Genomic DNA, 20,259 nt, shown 5'->3' with positions numbered 1-20,259 from the left:
CAAGACCTTCAGTGGATAGGGTGTTATGTCCGGAAAAGCGCAACAGCAGTCTCGCATCAAAGAGTTGATCACCCGCGGTCGTGAGCAGGGCTACCTGACTTACGCGGAGGTCAACGACCACCTGCCGGAGGATATTTCAGATCCGGAACAGGTGGAAGACATCATCCGCATGATCAACGACATGGGGATCAACGTATTCGAGAGTGCTCCGGATGCGGATGCCCTTTTGTTGGCCGAAGCCGACACCGACGAAGCCGCGGCCGAAGAAGCCGCAGCAGCGTTGGCGGCTGTGGAAACCGACATTGGTCGCACCACCGACCCAGTGCGCATGTACATGCGCGAAATGGGTACCGTCGAGCTTCTGACCCGTGAAGGCGAAATCGAAATCGCCAAGCGGATCGAGGAAGGCATCCGTGAAGTAATGAGCGCTATCGCTCACTTCCCCGGTACCGTCGAATACATCCTCAGCGAATATGATCGCGTTACCGTCGAAGGCGGTCGGCTGTCCGACGTCCTGAGCGGCTACATCGACCCGGACGACGGTATTGCACCGCCGGCCGAAGTGCCTCCGCCTGTCGATCCGAAAGCCCCGGCCAAAGCCGAGGGTGACGAAGACGAAGACGAAGAGAAAGAAGGTGCCGAGGAAGAGGAAGAGACCGAAAGCGGTCCCGATCCTGAAATCGCGCGCCAGCGTTTCGGTGCCGTCGCCGAACAACTGGAAGCTACCAGCAAGATCCTGAAGAAGCATGGTCGCGGCAGCAAGCAAGGCATTGCCGAGCTGCTGGCACTGGCCGAGCTGTTCATGCCTATCAAGCTGGTTCCGAAGCAGTTCGAAGTGCTGGTCGAGCGTGTTCGCGGTGCACTTGAGCGTCTGCGTGCCCAGGAACGCGCCATCATGCAACTGTGCGTCCGTGACGCCCGCATGCCACGCGCCGACTTCCTGCGTCTGTTCCCGAGCAACGAAGTCGACATGACCTGGAGCGGCGACCTCGCCAAGCGCAGCACCAAATGGGCTGAAGCCCTGGGTCGCCTGGATGCTGACATCGTGCGTTGCCAGCAGAAGCTGGTCGACCTCGAAGCCGAAACCGGTCTGACCATCGCCGAGATCAAGGACGTCAACCGTCGCATGTCGATCGGTGAAGCCAAGGCTCGTCGCGCCAAGAAAGAAATGGTCGAGGCCAACCTGCGTCTGGTTATCTCGATCGCCAAGAAGTACACCAACCGCGGCCTGCAATTCCTCGATCTCATCCAGGAAGGCAACATCGGCCTGATGAAGGCGGTGGACAAGTTCGAATACCGTCGCGGCTACAAGTTCTCGACGTATGCCACCTGGTGGATTCGTCAGGCGATCACCCGTTCGATCGCCGACCAGGCCCGCACCATCCGTATTCCGGTGCACATGATCGAGACGATCAACAAGCTCAACCGCATTTCCCGGCAGATGCTGCAGGAAATGGGTCGCGAACCGACCCCGGAAGAGCTGGGCGAACGCATGGAAATGCCTGAGGACAAGATCCGCAAGGTACTGAAGATCGCCAAAGAGCCGATCTCCATGGAAACCCCGATCGGCGACGACGAAGATTCGCATCTGGGTGACTTCATCGAAGACTCGACCATGCAGTCGCCAATCGATGTCGCCACTGTCGAAAGCCTCAAGGAAGCAACCCGTGACGTGCTCTCGGGCCTGACCGCACGCGAAGCCAAGGTGCTGCGCATGCGTTTCGGTATCGACATGAACACCGATCACACCCTCGAAGAGGTCGGCAAGCAGTTCGACGTGACCCGTGAACGGATCCGTCAGATTGAAGCCAAGGCGCTGCGCAAGCTGCGCCACCCGACGCGAAGCGAGCATCTGCGCTCCTTCCTCGACGAGTAATGACAAACCCCGGCATCCGCCGGGGTTTTTCTTTTCCGCCCGTAAAATCCTGCTGTCGACCGCGTCCCTGTGGGCGAAATGCCCGTCTACACTCGAATCTATCCATTAGATCGATGAGGCCGATATGCCCAGAATGCCGGCCCTTTTGTTGTCGCTCCTACTGGCCTGGAGCGCGACGGCCGGCGCCTTGACCCTGACTGAAGAAGAGCAGGCCTGGCTCAGTGCGCACCCCAAACTGCGGCTGGGCGTCGATGCTTCGTGGCCACCGTTCGAATATCGGGACCAGGAAGGCCGCTACCAGGGATTGGCCGCCGACTACATTGCCGTAATTCAGGAACGCCTGAATGTCACCTTCGAACCGGTGGAGCCGACCAGCTGGACCGCCGTGCTCGAACGCGCGCGACAGAACCAGCTCGACCTGCTGCCGGGTGTCATGTCTACCCCAGAGCACCAGGTCTACCTGTCCTTCACCCGCCCTTACCTCGATTTCCCTATCGTCATCCTTTCCCATGAAGGCGGCCCCCAGCCCAAAGGCCTGAAGGACCTCTACGGCCTGAAAATCGCCGTGGTGGAGAACTATGCCCCGTATGAGCTGCTGCGCACCCACCACCCCGACCTCAATCTGGTGGCGATGCCGAACGTCAGCTCAACTCTGCAGGCCCTGGCCACGGATGATGTGGACGCGGTAGTGGGCGACCTTGCCTCCAGCGTCTGGAGCCTGCGCGAACTCAAGCTCGAAGGGCTCTATGTCAGTGGCGACACGCCTTACCGCTATCAACTGGCCATGGGCGTTCCCAAGGAACAGAAGGTGCTGGTCGGCATCCTCGACAAAGTCATCGCCGACATGACGCCCGAGGAAATCAACAGCATCCAGCAGCGCTGGGTTGGCAATGTCCTGGACCACCGTTCCTTCTGGTACGACCTGCTGATCTACGGTCTGCCGGGCGTGCTGTTCATGGTGGCGATACTGGCGGGGGTCATCCGCGTCAACCGCCGCCTCAGCTCCGAGATTTCCAGGCGCATCGCGCTGGAGCAGGAACTGCGCAGCAGCGAATACCACTATCGCGGCCTGGTCGAGAGCTTGTCGGCCATCGCCTGGGAAGCCGACGCCAACGACTTTACCTACAACTACGTGTCTCCCCACGCCGAAGACCTCCTGGGCTACCCCTTGAGTCACTGGCTGCAGCCCGGCTTCTGGCGCTCCATCCTGCACCCCGAGGACGCACTCTGGGCGCAGGCCTACTGCGACGCGGAAACCGCCGCCGGACGCGATCACATTCTCGATTACCGGGTGATCCGTGCCGATGGCCGGACCCTGTGGATCCGTGACATTGTCAGCCTGATCGAACACGGTCATCGCCCGGTGATGCGCGGCCTGATGATCGACATCAGCGAGGCCAAGCACACCGAGCAAGCGTTGCGTCTGTCAGAGGAGAAGTTCGCTTCAGTCTTCCATCAGTGCCCCGACATCCTGGTCATCGCCCGACTCAGCGACGGCTGCCTGCTGGAGGTCAACGAAACATTCGTGGAACAGATCGGCCTGACCCCTTCCCAGGTCATTGGCCAGACCGCCACCGAATTGAATATCTGGGGCGTCGAAGGCATTGGTGCCGGCCTGCTGGAACGCCTGCAGCGGGGCAGCGTGCGCAACCTGGAAATGAGCTTCCGGCGCAGCAACGGCCAGTTGTTCACTGGCCTGATTTCGGCAGAATCCTTCGACCTGGAAAGTACCCCGGCCCTGGTGGTGGCGGTACGTGACATCAGTCAGCTCAAGGAAACTCAACAACAACTGCAAATCTCCGAAGAGAAGTTCGCCAAGGCTTTCCACGCCTCGCCGGACGGCATGCTGCTGTCGCGCCAGAGCGATGGTCTGCTGCTGGAGGTCAACGAAGGTTTCTGCCGCCTGACCGGCTTCGACAGCCATTCGTCCCTCGACCACACCGCCATCGACCTGGGCATCTGGGTCGATTTGAACGAACGCCGGCAGATGCTGGATCTGTTGAAGAAGGACGGCTTTGTCCGCGATTTCACCTGCAACCTGCGGCGCAGCGACGGGCAGATACGCCTGTGCGAACTGTCGGCCCGGCCGCTGCCCATCGGCGGCATCGACTGCATGCTGACCATCGCCCGTGACATCACCGACCGCCAACAGATGCAGGAAAAGCTGCATCTCGCGGCGACCGTCTTCGAAAACACCGCCGAAGGTGTGCTCATCACCGACACCGAGCAGCACATCAGCGCGGTCAACCGGGCGTTCAGCGAAATCACCGGCTACAGCGAAGCCGAAGTGCTCGGCCAGACCCCGCGCCTGCTCGCCTCCGGCCAACACGACAGCGCCTTCTACGCCGCCATGTGGCATCAACTGAGCGCGGAAGGCCACTGGCAGGGTGAGATCCTCAATCGACGCAAGAATGGCGAGCTGTACCCCAGTTGGCTGACCATCAGCGCCGTGCGCAACCCGGAGCTGGGCACTACGCATTTCGTCGCGGTGTTCGCCGATATCTCCAGCCTCAAGCACGCGCAGGCCAAGCTCGACTACCAGGCCCATCACGACCCACTCACCGGTCTGCCCAACCGCACGTTGTTCGAAAACCGCCTGCAAGCGGCGCTGCACTGCACCCAGGCATCGAGCCGCCAGGGCGCGGTGCTGTTTCTCGATCTGGACCGTTTCAAGCACATCAACGACAGCCTCGGCCACCCGGTTGGCGACTTGCTGCTCAAGGCCATCGCCCATCGGCTGAAGGAACAGGTGCGCGACATCGACACCGTGGCCCGGCTCGGTGGCGATGAATTCATCATCCTGCTGCCCGGCCTGCACCAGGCCAGCGATGCCGAGCACATCGCTCAGAAGGTGCTGACCTGCTTCAACGCGCCGTTTCAGGCCGGCGACCACGAGTTCTTCTCCAGCGCCAGCATCGGCATCAGCCTGTACCCACAGGACGGCGCCGACGTCGCCTCGCTGATCCGCAACGCCGACGCGGCGATGTACCGATCCAAGGCCAAAGGGCGCAACCGCGTCGAGTCCTACACCCGCGACCTCACCGCCCAGGCCAGCGAGCGCATCGCCCTGGAGCATGAACTGCGCCGGGCCATCGAGCGTAACGAGTTGAGCCTTTACTTCCAGCCCAAACTGAGCCTCAAGAACCACGCCCTGGTCGGCGCCGAAGCCCTGATCCGTTGGACCAACCCGACCTTCGGCGAGGTCCCGCCGGAGCACTTCATCCCGCTGGCCGAAGAGAACGGCATGATCCTCCTGCTCGGCGACTGGGTGCTGGAGCGCGCCTGCCAACAGATGCACGAATGGAAACGTCACTACCAGGCCTTCGGCCCGCTCTCGGTCAACCTGGCCGGCGCGCAGTTGCGCCAGCCGGGGCTGGTGCGGCGTATCGAGCAACTGCTCAAGACCTACCAGCTCAAGGCCGGCGACCTGCAACTGGAGATCACCGAGAACTTCATCATGAGCCAGGCCGAGGAAGGCCTGGCGATCCTTCACCAGCTCAAGCACCTGGGTGTGCAACTGGCGATCGACGACTTCGGCACCGGTTATTCGTCCCTCAGTTACCTCAAGCGCCTGCCGCTGGACATCCTCAAGATCGACCAGTCGTTTATACGCGGCCTGCCCGACGACCCCAACGATGCCGCCATCGCCCGCGCCATCATTGCCCTGGGCCGCAGCATGCAACTGACCATCATTGCCGAGGGCGTCGAGACCCAGGCCCAGCAAGAATTCCTCGCCGCTGAAGGCTGCGAACAGATCCAAGGCTACATCGTCAGCCTGCCTCTGCCGCCGCACGCCTTTGCCGAGTCGTTTTTACGCATAGTACTTTCGGATCTTTCGGATGGCACTGCCTGGAATCCCTCGATATAATCCGCGACCTCTGGGGCCTATAGCTCAGTCGGTTAGAGCAGAGGACTCATAATCCTTTGGTCCACGGTTCGAGTCCGTGTGGGCCCACCAGATTGAAAGCCGCGCTCTGCGCGGCTTTCGCATTTCTGCCTATCCATAAGCGCCACAAGGCTTGATTTCGTTCGCCTGCAAGCAGGCTATCCCGGCCAGGGACGAGGCCTTTTTTCCTCCACGATTCCAAACCCGGCGATGTGATAGTACAACCGCATGGGCTATCATGACCGTTGTTTTTCCTACATGAACGGCAAGGTATGACAGAGCAGCAGTTACAGGTACGGGGCCGGCGTAAGCCGCGTAGCCTGACCCAGGAACTGGTAACGGTGCTGACCGAGCGCATCCGTAGCGGCCAGCTCAAGCGCGGCGACAAGCTCCCCACGGAATCGCAGATCATGGCCGAAGAAGGCGTGAGCCGGACCGTGGTGCGCGAAGCGATTTCGCGGCTGCAGGCGGCGGGCCAGGTGGAAACCCGCCACGGCATCGGCACCTTCGTGCTCGACCAGCCGAGCGGCACTGGCTTTCGTATTGATCCAGCGACCATCGTCACCCTTCGCGAAGTACTGGCGGTGCTGGAGCTGCGGATCGCTCTGGAAGTGGAATCGGCAGGGCTGGCAGCGCAGCGACGCAGTGACGCAGCGCTGGCCGGGATGCGGGCGGCACTGGATGACCTGAATGAAGGGGTTGCCCACTCGTCGGATGCGGTGTCCGCAGACTTCCAGTTTCACCTGCAGATCGCCCAGGCCAGCGGCAATCACTACTTTGCCGACATCATCAATCATCTGGGCACCAGCATCATCCCGCGTACCCGAGTGAACTCGGCCCACCTCGCCCACGATGATCAACCGCACTACATGAGCCGACTGGCCCACGAGCATGAGGCGATCTACGAGGCCATCGCTCGACGCGATGGCGAAGGGGCGAAGATGGCAATGCGCATGCACCTGAGCAATAGCCGGGAACGACTGCGCCAGGCCCATGAGGACGCCGAGGAACAGGAAAGCCGGACACAAGTGCCGGGAATCACCCAGGCCTGACCAGACGCCCCAAAAAAAGCCCCGCGAATGCGGGGCTATTTTTTGCAATCGGTCAACCGATCACACCTTCGTTCCACTGCCCATTCACCAATCGCCGCAAGCCCAGCGGGTTGGCATCGCGCAGCGCTTCCGGCAGCAGCGATTGCGGATAGTTCTGGTAGCACACCGGCCGCAGGAAGCGATCGATGGCAAGGGTGCCCACCGAGGTCCCACGGGCATCGGACGTCGCAGGATACGGACCGCCGTGCACCATGGCATCACAGACTTCGACACCGGTCGGATAGCCATTGAGCAGGATTCGCCCAACCTTCTCCTCCAGCAGCGGCACCAGCCAGGCAAAAGCCTCCAGGTCTTCCGGCTCGCCGATCAGGGTGGCGGTCAGTTGACCACGCAGCCCCAACAGGGCATCACGCAACTGCTCATGGCCATCCACTTCAACGGCTACGGTAGTCGGACCGAATACTTCTTCCTGCAATAGTGGGTCAGCCTCTACCAGCAAGCGGGCATCGGCCTTGAACAATTGTGCACGCGCCTGATTACCTTGCTGCGGCTGACCGGCCAGGTGCTGGATGCCTTCGTGGTCATGCAGGTGCTGCAAACCACCGGCATAGCTGCGCAAACCGCCCGCATTGAGCATGGTCTGCCCTGCCTGCTGGTCGAGATGCTGGCCGAGGTCGGCAAGGAGGCGACTGAACCCGGCAGATTGCAGGCCGATCACCAGGCCCGGGTTGGTACAGAACTGGCCACAGCCGAGGGTCACCGAGCCGGCCAGCTCGCGGGCAATGGCGTCCCCGCGCCGGGCCAGGGCGCCCGGCAGGATGATCACCGGGTTGATGCTGGACATCTCGGCGAACACCGGGATTGGCTGAGGGCGCTCGGCCGCCATACGGCAAAGGGCATCGCCACCTTTCAGCGAGCCGGTGAAGCCGACCGCCTGGATCGCCGGGTGCTTGACCAGCCATTCACCCACGCCGCCGCCAAAGACCATATTGAACACGCCGCGGGGCATCCCCGTGCGCTCGGCCGCGCGCTGAATGGCGCAACCGACCAGGTCTGCGGTAGCCATGTGACCGCTATGGGCCTTGAACACCACCGGGCAGCCAGCCGCCAGTGCGGCAGCGGTATCGCCGCCGGCGGTGGAGAAGGCCAGGGGGAAGTTGCTGGCACCAAATACGGCCACCGGACCGACGCCAATCCGCATCTGACGAATATCGACTCGCGGCAGCGGCTGGCGCTCGGGCAGTGCCAGGTCGATACGGGCGCCGAGAAAATCGCCACGGCGAAGCACCTGGGCAAACAGACGCATCTGGCCACTGGTGCGGCCACGCTCACCCTGGATGCGGGCCGCGGGCAAGGCGGTCTCACGAGAGACGATGGCGACAAAGGCGTCGTCCAGTTCATCCAGCTCGGCGGCGATGGCATCGAGGAAGTCGGCACGTCGGGCCGGGGACAACTGGCGGAATTCGCTGAAGGCAGCGGCGGCAGCCAGGGCAGCCTGGTCCACTTCGGCTTCGGTGGCCTGAGCAAAGTTGTACGGCAGCGGCTCTCCGGTGGTAGCGTCCAGGCTCTGCAGGCGTTGCTCGCCGGCAGCGCTGCGCTGGCCGGCGATGAAGTTGTGGCCGAGAATTTCAGACATTTCGGGACTCCGGTGATTGAAGGTGAGGCAGCGGGAGCAGTGCCGGCTGCACTACGGTCATCACCGGCAGCAACGCTCCCACTGGGGGATGGGGTTCGATCAGGTAATGGGCGCCGGATTGAACAGCGTGATGTCGTTGTGCAGCTTGTGCTGCTCGGCCCAGGTCTGTTTACGCCCGCTGGCGACGTCGAGGTAGTAGTGGAACAGCTCCCAGCCCAGTTCCTCGATAGTCGAACGGCCGGTGGCAATACGGCCGGCATCGATATCGATGAGATCCGGCCAGCGCTGAGCCAGTTCGCTGCGGGTGCAGACCTTGACCACAGGCGCCATGGCCAGGCCGTACGGGGTACCGCGCCCGGTGGTGAAGACGTGCAGGTTCATCCCGGCCGCCAGTTGCAGGGTGCCGCAAACGAAGTCGCTGGCCGGGGTGGCGCAGAAGATCAGGCCTTTGCGATCGACCCGCTCGCCAGGACCAACCACACCCTGGATAGCGCCGCTGCCAGACTTGACGATGGAGCCGAGGGACTTCTCGACGATGTTCGACAGGCCGCCCTTCTTGTTGCCCGGCGTGGTGTTGGCGCTGCGATCCGCTTCACCGCTTTGCAGATAGCGATCGTACCAGTCCATCTCGCGTATCAGTGCCTCGGCCACTTCCGGCGTTTCGGCGCGAGAGGTGAGCATGTAGATGGCATCACGTACTTCGGTGACTTCCGAGAACATTACCGTGGCGCCCGCGCGAACCAGCAGATCGGCGGCATAACCCAGCGCCGGGTTGGCGGTAATGCCGGAGAACGCATCGCTACCACCGCACTGCATGCCAAGAATCAGCTCGCTGGCCGGTACGGTCTCACGGCGACGCTGGTCGAGCTTGATCAGGCGCGCTTCAGCCAGTTCCATGATCTGTTCGATCATCTCGACGAAGCCGAGGGTGGCGTCCTGCAGTTTGTAGAGCCACGGCTCGCGGAGGTCCACCGACGGGTCGTTGTCGTGCATCACCTGGCCGGCCTGGAGCTTTTCACAACCCAGGCTGATGACCAGCGCCTCGCCGCCCAGGTTGGGGTTGCGGGCCAGGTTGCGCACCGTGCGAATCGGGATGTAGGCATCGCGGGCGCTGATCGCAACGCCACAGCCGTAACTGTGGGTCAGGGCGATCACGTCATCGACGTTGGGATACTTGGGCAGCAGCTCTTCGCGAATGCGCTTGACCGCGTGATTGAGGACGCCGGTCACGCATTGCACGGTAGTGGTGATGCCGAGGATGTTGCGGGTACCCACAGTGCCATCGGCATTGCGGTAGCCCTCGAAGGTGAAGCCCTCAAGTGGCGGCAGCGCAGCGGGAATCGCGTCGCAACGGGGCAGGCTGTCCAGTTCCGGCGCCGCTGGCATTGCCAGCTGACTCTCTTTTACCCAACTGCCACGACGCAAGTCTTCCAGGGCATAGCCGATGATCTGTCCATAGCGTCGCACCGGCTCACCCTTGGCGATGTCGAGGGTGGCAACCTTGTGGCTTTGCGGCACGCCTTCGACCAAGGTCAGACCGTCGGCGAAGCAGGCGCCTTCACCTAGCCCGCCATCGTTGACGACGACGACGACATTGTCGTCGTCGTGCAGGCGGACGTAGCGGGGCGAGTCGGAAGTTTCGATCAACTGCATGATGGTGCCCTTCTTGTTGTTTCCCAGGCTTTATTCATCCGCGAACGCCCGGCAAGCGCCGGGCATCGCGTGTCTGTCTCAGTGGCGCGAGCTGGCCAGTTCTGCCGGCTTCGGCGCAGCTTCATCCGCCGGTACGTCACGCAGCTCGATACGTTTGATCGGGCCGACAATCACCAGGTAGCTGAACACCGCGACCAGGGCGTTGGCACCCACGTACACCAGGGCCCATTTGAACGAACCGGTGGCACTGATGATGTAGCCGATGATGATTGGCGTAGTGATCGAGGCGATGTTGCCGAAGGTATTGAACATACCGCCCGACAGGCCGGCGATCTGTTTCGGCGAGGTGTCGGACACCACCGCCCAGCCCAGCGCGCCGAGGCCTTTGCCGAAGAACGCCAGGGCCATGATGCCAACCACCATCCACTCAGCATCAACGTAGTTGCAAATGACCATGGTGGTGGACAGCAGCAGGCCGATCACGATCGGTGCCTTGCGGGCGAAGGTCAGGGAGTTGCCACGGCGCAGCAAGTGGTCGGAAATCACACCGCCCAGCACGCCGCCGATGAAGCCGCAGATTGCCGGCAACGAGGCGATGATACCGGCCTTGAGGATCGACATGCCGCGCTCCTGAACCAGGTACACCGGGAACCAGGTCAGGAAGAAGTAAGTGATGGCGTTGATGCAGTACTGGCCGAGGTACACGCCCAGCATCATGCGGCTGGACAGCAGTTGCTTGATGTAGCCCCATTTCGGGCCGCTGGCAACGCCCGCGGCGCGCGGCTTGTCCATGTCCACCAGGCCACCGTTCTTCTCGATGTACTCCAGCTCCTGGGCACCGATCATCGGGTGTTCCTTCGGGTTGTAGACCAGCTTCAGCCACACCGCCGAGAAGCCGATACCGAGCACGCCCATCACGATGAACACGTGCTCCCAGCCCCAGGCGTGAACGATCCAGCCCATCAGCGGAGCGAACAGCACGGTAGCGAAGTACTGAGCCGAGTTGAAGATCGCCGAAGCCGTACCGCGCTCGGCGGTGGGGAACCAGGCCGCAACGATGCGGGCATTGCCGGGGAACGATGGCGCTTCAGCGAAACCGACCATGAAGCGCAGCATGAACAATGCGACGATTGCGTTGGCCACCGGCATGTAGCCAACGAAGCCCTGCAACACGGTGAACAACGACCACGTGAAGATACTGAACGCATAGACCTTCTTCGAGCCGAAGCGGTCCAGCAGCCAGCCGCCAGGAATCTGCCCGAGCACGTAGGCCCAGCCAAAGGCGGAGAAGATATAACCGAGGGTGACAGCGTCGATGCCCAGGTCTTTTTGCAGGCTCGATCCGGCAATGGAGATAGTCGCGCGGTCGGCGTAGTTGATCGTGGTCACGAGGAACAACATGAACAGGATCAGATAGCGGACACGCGTCTTTTTAGTCGCTTGCATCTGAAATTACTCCCATTATTTATTTTTGTGCTGGGTCATGTAACCGGAACGGTGTTTCCGTTCCGGGATGCGGCATCTGGCAGGCCGCGGGCGACGCTTACTGCGGGCCCATCTTGTCCATCAACGCGGCGAGCAGGTCGACTTCTTCGGCGGTCAGGTCGGTGAGTGGCGTGCGAACCGGGCCTGCGTCGTAGCCCGCGATTTTCGCACCGGCCTTGACGATACTCACGGCGTAGCCGGCCTTGCGATTGCGCAAATCCAGGTACGGCAGGAAGAAATCATCGATCAGCTTGCCGACAGTGGCGTGGTCGTCGCGGGCAATGGCGTTGTAGAAGTCCATCGCAGTCTTGGGCACGAAGTTGAATACCGCCGACGAGTAGACCGGTACACCCAGCGCTTTGTAGGCCGCGGCATAGACTTCAGCGGTGGGCAAGCCACCCAGGTAGCTGAAACGATCGCCCAGGCGGCGACGGATCGACACCATCAACTCGATGTCACCCAGGCCGTCCTTGTAGCCGATCAGGTTCGGGCAGCGTTCGGCCAGACGTTCCAGTTGCACGGCGTTCAGGCGGCAGACATTACGGTTGTACACCACCACACCGATCTTCACCGATTTGCACACGGCTTCGACGTGGGCGGCAACACCGTCCTGGCTGGCTTCGGTCAGGTAGTGCGGCAGCAACAGCAGGCCCTTGGCACCGAGACGCTCGGCTTCCTGTGCATATTCGATGGCCTGGCGAGTTGCACCGCCTACACCGGCGAGGATAGGCACCGAACCCGCGCAGGTGTCGACTGCAGTCTTGATCACCTGGCTGTATTCACTTGCGGCAAGCGAGAAGAACTCACCGGTACCGCCTGCGGCAAACAGGGCGCTGGCACCGTAAGGCGCCAGCCACTCCAGACGCTTGATGTAGCCCGCCGGGTTGAAGTCGCCCTGAGCATCGAAGTCGGTGACAGGAAACGAGAGCAGACCGTGGGAAAGAATGGATTGCAGTTCTTGAGGAGTCATTGTTGTAGGCATCCTGTGGCGCGGGAGTGGATGATCGTTATTGGACGTAGGTTATCGTACAAGATATGCACTGAAAACCCCCTTATGGGGAGATATTTCCACCAGTCGTCTGATCTCTACAACCGTTCGTCAACTTGTTCACCTGAAAACGACCGATAACTGGCGTGACCATCCTCAAGGAAAGCGCTTGGATGCCGACATAGTGCCTTGGTTATCATACAACTATAGCACTCTGATCTTGCGACGGACCTCTGCCATGAACCTACGCCACTTGACTATCGCCCGCCGCGCGGGCCTGGGCTTCACCCTTATTTCCCTGCTGGTCGCATTGCTTGGGTGGTTCGCGGTGGTGCAGATGCAAAACATCCGGCAGAGCGAAGTGGCCGTCGAGACCAACTGGGTACCCAGCCTGCGGGTCATCAGTGATGTCCGTGAAATCATGCTGCGGATCCGCACCATCTCCCTGCGTATGGCACTGGACCAGGACCCCGCCAACACCGCCACCTATCAAGGCCAGATGGACACCCGCCTGAAGGACCTGGACAGCAAGCTCGCAGTGCTTGATGGATTCATCGACAGCCCGGAAGAAAAGACCCTGGCCCAGAGTTTCAACACCAGTCTCACGGAATACCGCAGTGGCCTGGATCGCTCCTTCGACCTCGCCCGGCAGAAAGACCTGGCAGGCCTGAACAAGCTGCTGCTGGTCGACATGAAGCAGGTGGTGGATGCCTCGGGCAAAGCCCTGGCAGACCTCGGCGACCTCTACGGCAAGCAGATCGACGCCGAAGGCAAGGCCGCCGAAGCGCAGTACGAGCGGTCGTTGCAGATCATCATCGTCTTCGTGGTGATGGCAGCCCTCGCCACCATCGCGCTGGCCTTGTGGCTGACCCGCGGCATCGTGCGACCACTGGAGCGCGCCGTGCAGGCCGCTGAACAGGTGGCGGCCGGTAACCTGACCGATGAGATCCAGGTCGAAGGCGAGGACGAGGTTACCCGCCTGCAACGGGCCCTTCAGCAGATGCAGAACAACCTGCGTTCGGCCATGGGTCATATCCGCGACTCCGCCACTCAACTGGCCTCCGCTGCCACCGAGCTGAACTCGGTCACCGAACACAGCTACCGTGGCCTGCATCAACAAAACGCCGAGATCGAACAGGCCGCCACGGCGGTCAACGAGATGACCTCGGCGGTTGAAGAAGTCGCGCGCAATGCCGCGTCCACCAGCGACGCATCCAATCACTCCAGCAACTGCGCGAAGGCGGGACAGGCGCGGGTCCTGGAGACCGTCCAGTCCATTCAGACCCTTGCCGGCGACGTGCAAGACACCGCCACCCTGGTGCGCAGTCTGGTGGACCAGTCCCAGGACATTGGCAAGGTGCTGGACGTGATCCGTGCCATCGCCGAACAGACCAACCTGCTGGCCCTGAACGCAGCCATCGAAGCAGCCCGGGCTGGTGAGTCCGGCCGCGGTTTCGCCGTGGTCGCCGACGAAGTGCGCGCCCTCGCCCACCGCACCCAGCAATCGACCCTGGAAATCGACGGCATCGTCACGGCCATCCGCGGCGGCTCGTCACAGGCGCTGAACGCCATGCTCAGCAGTTGCGAGCGGGCCGACGCCACCTTGAAGATGGCCAATGACGCCGGCGACTCACTGCTGGAAATCACCGATTCGGTCAGCCAGATTTCCGACCGCAACCTGGTGATCGCCAGCGCCGCCGAGGAACAGGCGCAGGTTGCACGGGAAGTGGACCGCAACATCGTCAATATCCGCGACTTGTCGATGGAGTCTACCCAGGGCGCCAACCAGATCAGCGCATCGAGTAATGAACTGTCACGCCTGGCTGAAGACTTGAGCCAAGTCGTCGCACGCTTCCGGATCTGATTGCGTCAAGGCGTCGGGTTGAGTCGCCCGGCGCCGTCTGTACACTGGGCCGACCTTCACCGTTGCACCCGGGAATCCCATGTCCGACAGCCGCACCGCCCTCGATGAAATCGACCGCCAGCTTATCGCCGCCTTGCAGATCAACGCCCGCGAAAGCGTCGCCACCCTCGCCCGCCAACTGGGCATCGCCCGCACCACGGTGACCTCGCGACTGGCGCGGCTGGAGAAGACCAAGGTGATCAGCGGCTACGGCGTGCGCCTTGGTCAGCGGGTGATCGATGGCGGGTTGCAGGCCTACGTGGGCATTACTGTGCAACCACGCTCCGGGCGGGAGGTGGTTCGGCGGTTGAGCGCCATGGGGCAGGTGCAGCAGCTTTGCGCGGTGAGTGGCGAGTTCGACTATGTGGCGTGGCTGCGCAGTGAGTCGCCGGAACAACTCGATCAGTTGCTGGATCAGATTGGCAGCCTGGAAGGGGTGGAGAAGACCACCACGTCGATCATTCTGAGTAGCAAGGTGGATCGAGGGCAGCCGGTTTAGCTGGCGGCATGATCTGTAGGAGCGAGCTCGCTCGCGAAAACCAGCGCAACTGTCATTCTGCAAACACAACCCGTCATATCGACCAAAAACACCACAAAACGACGACACTCTGCATCTTAATTACGAACACTCCACTCCCTAAAATTGACCCCAGGCATTTCCTATACTCAGGCTCCGCACCCCGCGCAGCCCCTGGCAAGGTCAATCATGAACAAGAACAACCGCCACCCCGCCGACGGCAAGAAGCCCGTCACCATCTTCGGTCCCGACTTCCCTTTCGCCTTCGATGACTGGATCGAACACCCGGCCGGCCTGGGCAGCATTCCCGCCGAACGTCATGGTGAGGAAGTAGCGATCGTCGGTGCCGGTATCGCCGGGCTGGTGGCGGCCTATGAGCTGATGAAGCTGGGCCTCAAGCCGGTGGTCTACGAGGCCTCGAAGATGGGCGGGCGCCTGCGTTCGCAAGCCTTCGCCGGGACCGAGGGCATCGTCGCCGAGCTGGGCGGCATGCGCTTTCCGGTGTCGTCCACGGCCTTCTATCACTACGTCGACAAGCTCGGCCTCGAAACCAGGCCCTTCCCCAACCCGCTGACGCCCGCCTCGGGTAGCACGGTGATCGACCTCGAAGGCCAGACCCACTACGCGGAAAAGATCAGCGACCTGCCGGCCCTGTTCCAGGAAGTCGCCGACGCCTGGGCCGACGCCCTGGAGGACGGCTCGCGCTTCGGCGATATCCAGCAGGCGATCCGTGACCGCGATGTGCCGCGTCTGAAAGAACTGTGGAACACGCTGGTTCCGCTGTGGGACGACCGCACGTTCTACGACTTCGTCGCCACCTCGAAAGCCTTCGCCAAGCTGAGCTTCCTGCACCGCGAAGTGTTCGGTCAGGTCGGTTTCGGCACCGGCGGCTGGGACTCGGACTTCCCCAACTCGATGCTGGAAATCTTCCGCGTGGTGATGACCAACTGCGACGACCACCAGCATCTGATTGTCGGCGGTGTCGAGCAGGTGCCGCTGGGTATCTGGAAGCACGTGCCCGAGCGCTGCGACCATTGGCCCGCCGGCACCAGCCTGGCATCGCTGCACCGGGGCGCGCCGCGGCCGGGGGTCAAGCGCATCGCCCGCAATGCCGACGGCAGCGTGGCGGTCACCGATAACTGGGGCGACACGCGCACCTACGCGGCCGTGCTGACCACCTGCCAGAGCTGGCTGCTGACCACCCAGATCGAGTGCGAAGAATCGCTGTTCTCGCAGAAGATGTGGATGGCCCTGGACCGCACCCGCTACATGCAGTCGTCGAAGACCTTCGTGATGGTCGACCGCCCCTTCTGGAAGGACAAGGACCCGGAAACCGGCCGCGACCTGATGAGCATGACCCTCACCGATCGCCTGACCCGCGGCACCTACCTGTTCGACAACGGCGACGACAAGCCGGGGGTAATCTGCCTGTCCTATTCGTGGATGAGCGACGCGCTGAAGATGCTGCCGCACCCGGTGGAAAAGCGGGTCAAGCTGGCACTGGACGCGCTGAAGAAGATCTACCCGAAGGTGGATATCGCCGGGCATATCATCGGCGATCCGATCACCGTGTCATGGGAAGCCGACCCCTATTTCCTCGGCGCCTTCAAGGGTGCCCTGCCGGGTCATTACCGCTACAACCAGCGCATGTACGCGCACTTCATGCAGCAGGACATGCCCGCCGAACAGCGCGGCATTTTCATCGCCGGTGACGATGTATCCTGGACCCCGGCCTGGGTCGAGGGTGCGGTGCAGACCTCGCTCAACGCGGTTTGGGGCATCATGAATCACTTCGGCGGTCGCACCCACGCCGACAACCCAGGCCCGGGCGATGTATTCAACGAAATAGGCCCGATCGCCCTGGCCGACTGACAGGAGATTCAACATGCGTATCGCCCTCTACCAGGGCTCGCCGCAGCCGCTGGACGTCGCCGGCAACCTTGAGCGTCTGCAACAGCAGGCGCAGGTTGCCGCCTCGCGCGGGGCCGAGTTGCTGGTGTGCCCGGAGATGTTCCTTACCGGCTACAACATCGGCAGCGATGCCGTCGCCCGCCTGGCCGAAGCCGAGGACGGCGCCTCGGCGATGCGCGTGGTGGAAATTGCCCAGGCCAACCGTATCGCCATCGTCTATGGCTACCCGGAGCTGGGCGACGATGGGCGGATCTTCAACAGCGTGCAGTTGATCGACGCCCACGGCAGCAGCCTCGGCAACTACCGCAAGACCCACCTGTTCGGCGGCCTCGACCGGGCGATGTTCAGCCCCGGCGACAATCACTTCCCGGTGGTGGAACTCAACGGCTGGAAGGTCGGCATGCTGATCTGCTACGACATCGAGTTCCCGGAGAACGCCCGCCGCCTGGCCATGGCCGGCGCCGAGCTGATCCTGGTGCCGACGGCGAACATGGAACCCTATGATTTCATCTGCCAGGTGACCGTGCGCTCCCGTGCCCACGAGAACCAGTGCTACCTGGTCTACGCCAACTACTGCGGCGTCGAGGGCGAGATCCACTACTGCGGCCAAAGCAGCATCATCGGCCCCGACGGCGGCATCCTCGCCATGGCCGGACGCGACAGCGTGCTGCTATCGGCCGACCTGGAACTGCGTCGGGTCCACGAAGGCCGCGCCCACACGCCCTACCTGCAAGACCTCCGCAGCGAGCTGCACCGCGAGCCGCGCAGCAACTGATTTATCCGCTAGCATGATGGCTCGCGCGTTTCGGAGCCGTCATGTCCAGCACCCTCCTGCACCTCATCCTGAGTAATGGCCTGCGGGTCAATCTGCGCCATGCGCCGTACCTCAAGCGCTGCGCAGCGGCAGTGCGGGTACATGCCGGCAGCCATGACGCGCCCACCGAATACCCCGGTCTGGCGCATTTTCTTGAGCACCTGTTCTTTCTCGGCACCACGCGTTTTCCGGTGGCGGACGGGCTGATGCGCTTCGTCCAGCGCCAGGGCGGGCAGCTCAATGCGAGCACCCGCGAGCGCACCACCGAGTTCTTTTTCGAAGTGCCGCCAGCGGCTTTCCCCGATGCGCTGGAGCGGTTGTGCGAGATGCTCGCGAATCCACTGCTGACGCTGGAACGCCAGCGCGCCGAGCGTGAAGTGATCCAAGCCGAGTGGGTTGCCTGGTCGGGCAATACCGAGGCGCAGCGCCAGTACGCACTGTTGCGCAGCGTGTCGGCGAAGCATCCGCTGAGCGGTTTTCATGCGGGCAATCGCGACAGCCTGCCGATCGATGAGCCGGCGTTTCAGCAGGCGCTGGCTGCCTTCCATCAGCGCTTTTATCAGGCCGGACAAATGACCCTGAGCCTGAGCGGGCCGCAACCACTGGATGAGCTGGAACAGATCGCGCACGTGTTCGGCACGCTGCTCGCGACGGGAACACGGATCAAGCAAACCGCGCCACCGGCCTTGCTCGACGGCCCCCTGCATGTGCCGCCAATCGACGGCCAACTGGACCTGCTGTTCGCCCATGAGCACCTGCCGGACGGCGCCGACGAAGCCATCGATTACCTCACCACCTGGATCACCGACACGCGCCCTGGCGGGCTGCCGGCCGAGTTGCGGCGGCGTAACTGGCTGGAAGATTTCAGCTTCACCGCGCTGTACCGGTTCGGTGGTCAGGCGCTGTTGCATGCCCGATTGAAATTGAGCCCGAGCGCCGATGCGGTCGAGGCCGAAGCGTTATTGCACGACTGGCTGGCATTCTTTCGCGAGGTTGATCACAGCGCCTTGTTGCTGGAGTATCAGCGCCTGCAAGCGTGCCGCGAAGCCGGCGCCAGCGCGCTGGAACAGGCGCGTCGTGAGCGGCCGTTCACGGCGCTGGATCAGCAGGGTCAAGCGGCACTGCGGGTGTTGCTGGCGGACGCCGGAGTGTCCCGTCATCCATGGCAATTACCCGAGCCTGAACCGCTGCTCGCCGCCACGGTTGCCGAAGTTGGAGCCTCGCCCGTACCCGCCGGATTGACCGTCAGCCCCGCCCTGCCCACGACTCGCCAGTACGCCGCGCTGTACCTGCGCCTGCAATTCGAAGATCACGCCGAGCACCTTCGCGATGTGCTCAAACCGCTCATCGAACGCGCCAGCCGCGCTGCGGTTGAACTGCAATGGACCCGCACGGCCAACACCTGGCAACTGCGCTGTACCGGTGCGCCCGCGCCAGTGCTGGCGGTGATCGAACAAGCGCTATCGCAACTGGGCGAAGCCAGCCTCGCCGAGCCGGGCGCGGAGCCGCCGCTGATCCCGATCCGAGCGCTGATTCGGGAGTTGCCACACCACTTGCTCGCTCCCGCCGCGCCGGGTTGGACCGCGCTGTCCATCGGGTTTGACGAGGTCGCGCAGAATGCTCTCAACCTGTTGCTGACCAACCTCCCCGGCAACCCGATAACACTGCAGCCGCCTACACCGCCGGCCCGCCAATGGCATCACCACGCCGAGGCCAGCGGCGAAGCTGCCTTGCTAATGTTCTGCCCGACCCCTGACGAAGCCAGCGGGCGGCTGCTCGCGCAACTGATCCAGGGCCAGTTCTACCAGCGCTTGCGCAGCGAACTGCAACTGGGTTACGCGGTGTTCAGCGCCTTCCGGCAGATCCAGGGACACAACGGACTGATGTTCGGCGTGCAATCGCCGAACGCCAGTCATGAGGAAATCCTCGCCCATATCCGCACGTTCCTGGCCCGGCCCGCGCCTCAGCTTGGCAGCGCTCGCGAAGCCCTCGCCGCGCAGCTTGCTGAACCGGCCATGGCCAATGCCGACGTCGCCGAACGGGCGTGGCAAACCCATCTGGCCGGTAACGACGGCCTCTCCCTGGAGCATCTGGCCGCGACCACCCTCACGCGCCAACAGGCAGATATCGACAGCGCCTGGGAGCGCTTGCGCAGCGAAAACGGCTGGTTGCTGCTGGCCAACGGACCGGCGCCGGAGAGCGGCTGGCGTTGACTGTTACGGTTTTTGCAAAAGCTTTTCTGTAAAAATATTTAACCGTTCAGTTAATTTGTTTCGGTAAGATTGCGCAACCCCGACACGTTGAACGCCTGCCCGAGAGGGTGGACTAAATGAGTAGCGGTGCCCTATCAGACCTATCCCGAAGGAGTAATCCCATGTGGACCAAACCTGCTTACACTGACCTGCGTATTGGCTTTGAAGTGACCATGTATTTCGCCAATCGCTGAGTCGATTCGCGGAACGACGCCTCGGTCGCCAATGAGGTTGGAGCACATCACGATGATGTAGGAGCGAGCTTGCTCGCGATGAGCCTCCACCC

At 62.5% G+C, this 20,259-nt stretch carries 13 protein-coding genes, 1 tRNA gene and 1 pseudogene; 11 read left to right on the top strand and 4 right to left on the bottom strand.

The features are described 5' to 3' along the window. Positions 1-25: 25 nt before the first annotated feature. The 4 genes from rpoD to DM374_RS20400 all read left to right on the top strand — a co-directional run bounded on the left by rpoD (position 26) and on the right by DM374_RS20400 (position 6,814). Positions 26-1,876, top strand: a complete 1,851-nt coding sequence (gene rpoD, locus DM374_RS20415) for an RNA polymerase sigma factor RpoD (protein ID WP_110971527.1) — start codon at positions 26-28, stop codon at positions 1,874-1,876. Between the two features lie 124 nt (positions 1,877-2,000). Then, the gene (locus tag DM374_RS20410) at positions 2,001-5,744 is read left to right on the top strand and encodes a bifunctional diguanylate cyclase/phosphodiesterase (RefSeq protein WP_110971526.1); all 3,744 of its coding nucleotides are present in this window, start codon (positions 2,001-2,003) and stop codon (positions 5,742-5,744) included. A gap of 13 nt (positions 5,745-5,757) precedes the next feature. Next, positions 5,758-5,834, top strand: a tRNA-Ile gene (locus DM374_RS20405). A gap of 200 nt (positions 5,835-6,034) precedes the next feature. Next, positions 6,035-6,814: a FadR/GntR family transcriptional regulator gene (locus DM374_RS20400; protein ID WP_110971525.1), complete on the top strand. Its 780-nt coding sequence runs from the start codon at positions 6,035-6,037 to the stop codon at positions 6,812-6,814. Between the two features lie 52 nt (positions 6,815-6,866). Here DM374_RS20400 and DM374_RS20395 read toward each other — a convergent pair whose 3' ends face one another. From DM374_RS20395 to kdgD, 4 genes are all read right to left on the bottom strand, one after another. Continuing rightward, positions 6,867-8,450 carry an aldehyde dehydrogenase (NADP(+)) gene (locus tag DM374_RS20395; RefSeq protein ID WP_110971524.1) on the bottom strand — a complete coding sequence of 528 codons (1,584 nt, stop codon included), beginning with the start codon at positions 8,448-8,450 and terminating at the stop codon, positions 6,867-6,869. 99 nt (positions 8,451-8,549) lie between these two features. After that, on the bottom strand, positions 8,550-10,103 hold the full coding sequence (gene garD, locus DM374_RS20390; RefSeq protein WP_110971523.1) for a galactarate dehydratase: 1,554 nt from the start codon (positions 10,101-10,103) through the stop codon (positions 8,550-8,552). A 78-nt stretch (positions 10,104-10,181) separates the two neighbouring features. Further along, positions 10,182-11,549, bottom strand: coding sequence for an MFS transporter (locus tag DM374_RS20385; RefSeq protein WP_110971522.1), 1,368 nt, complete (start codon positions 11,547-11,549; stop codon positions 10,182-10,184). A gap of 97 nt (positions 11,550-11,646) precedes the next feature. Beyond that, complete coding sequence (gene kdgD / locus DM374_RS20380; protein WP_110971521.1) at positions 11,647-12,558, bottom strand: 5-dehydro-4-deoxyglucarate dehydratase; 912 nt, start codon at positions 12,556-12,558, stop codon at positions 11,647-11,649. Between the two features lie 256 nt (positions 12,559-12,814). Between kdgD and DM374_RS34400 the strand changes: the two are divergent. The 7 genes and pseudogenes from DM374_RS34400 to pqqA form a co-directional block, all read left to right on the top strand. Next, positions 12,815-13,582: pseudogene (locus tag DM374_RS34400) on the top strand (MCP four helix bundle domain-containing protein); the annotation flags it as partial. Beyond that, entirely contained in the window at positions 13,577-14,440 is an 864-nt protein-coding gene (locus DM374_RS34395; RefSeq protein WP_404821350.1) for a methyl-accepting chemotaxis protein, read from the top strand. The pseudogene DM374_RS34400 and the gene DM374_RS34395, both read left to right, overlap by 6 nt. Positions 14,441-14,519: 79 nt before the next feature. After that, positions 14,520-14,978, top strand: coding sequence for an Lrp/AsnC family transcriptional regulator (locus DM374_RS20370; protein ID WP_095156172.1), 459 nt, complete (start codon positions 14,520-14,522; stop codon positions 14,976-14,978). A gap of 207 nt (positions 14,979-15,185) precedes the next feature. After that, the gene (locus DM374_RS20365) at positions 15,186-16,868 is read left to right on the top strand and encodes a flavin monoamine oxidase family protein (RefSeq protein WP_110971519.1); all 1,683 of its coding nucleotides are present in this window, start codon (positions 15,186-15,188) and stop codon (positions 16,866-16,868) included. Between the two features lie 13 nt (positions 16,869-16,881). Then, positions 16,882-17,682, top strand: a complete 801-nt coding sequence (locus tag DM374_RS20360) for a carbon-nitrogen hydrolase family protein (protein WP_110971518.1) — start codon at positions 16,882-16,884, stop codon at positions 17,680-17,682. Positions 17,683-17,723: 41 nt separating this feature from the next. After that, entirely contained in the window at positions 17,724-19,934 is a 2,211-nt protein-coding gene (gene pqqF / locus DM374_RS20355; protein WP_110971517.1) for a pyrroloquinoline quinone biosynthesis protein PqqF, read from the top strand. A 161-nt stretch (positions 19,935-20,095) separates the two neighbouring features. Continuing rightward, entirely contained in the window at positions 20,096-20,167 is a 72-nt protein-coding gene (gene pqqA / locus DM374_RS20350) for a pyrroloquinoline quinone precursor peptide PqqA (protein WP_003243383.1), read from the top strand. Positions 20,168-20,259 lie beyond the last annotated feature (92 nt).

It is taken from the genome of Pseudomonas huaxiensis (genome assembly GCF_003231275.1).
GTDB lineage: Bacteria > Pseudomonadota > Gammaproteobacteria > Pseudomonadales > Pseudomonadaceae > Aquipseudomonas > Aquipseudomonas huaxiensis.
Note: the sequence above shows the minus strand (reverse complement) of the source record. Positions and strands in the feature narration are given on the sequence as shown.

Excerpts from the sequence above, each read along its gene's own strand:
- rpoD (WP_110971527.1), top strand. The coding sequence starts at position 26 with ATGTCCGGAAAAGCGCAACAGCAGTCTCGCATCAAAGAGTTGATCACC.
- DM374_RS20410 (WP_110971526.1), top strand. The coding sequence starts at position 2,001 with ATGCCCAGAATGCCGGCCCTTTTGTTGTCGCTCCTACTGGCCTGGAGC.
- DM374_RS20400 (WP_110971525.1), top strand. The coding sequence starts at position 6,035 with ATGACAGAGCAGCAGTTACAGGTACGGGGCCGGCGTAAGCCGCGTAGC.
- DM374_RS20395 (WP_110971524.1), bottom strand. The coding sequence starts at position 8,450 with ATGTCTGAAATTCTCGGCCACAACTTCATCGCCGGCCAGCGCAGCGCT.
- garD (WP_110971523.1), bottom strand. The coding sequence starts at position 10,103 with ATGCAGTTGATCGAAACTTCCGACTCGCCCCGCTACGTCCGCCTGCAC.
- DM374_RS20385 (WP_110971522.1), bottom strand. The coding sequence starts at position 11,549 with ATGCAAGCGACTAAAAAGACGCGTGTCCGCTATCTGATCCTGTTCATG.
- kdgD (WP_110971521.1), bottom strand. The coding sequence starts at position 12,558 with ATGACTCCTCAAGAACTGCAATCCATTCTTTCCCACGGTCTGCTCTCG.
- DM374_RS34395 (WP_404821350.1), top strand. The coding sequence starts at position 13,577 with ATGCAGAACAACCTGCGTTCGGCCATGGGTCATATCCGCGACTCCGCC.
- DM374_RS20370 (WP_095156172.1), top strand. The coding sequence starts at position 14,520 with ATGTCCGACAGCCGCACCGCCCTCGATGAAATCGACCGCCAGCTTATC.
- DM374_RS20365 (WP_110971519.1), top strand. The coding sequence starts at position 15,186 with ATGAACAAGAACAACCGCCACCCCGCCGACGGCAAGAAGCCCGTCACC.
- DM374_RS20360 (WP_110971518.1), top strand. The coding sequence starts at position 16,882 with ATGCGTATCGCCCTCTACCAGGGCTCGCCGCAGCCGCTGGACGTCGCC.
- pqqF (WP_110971517.1), top strand. The coding sequence starts at position 17,724 with ATGTCCAGCACCCTCCTGCACCTCATCCTGAGTAATGGCCTGCGGGTC.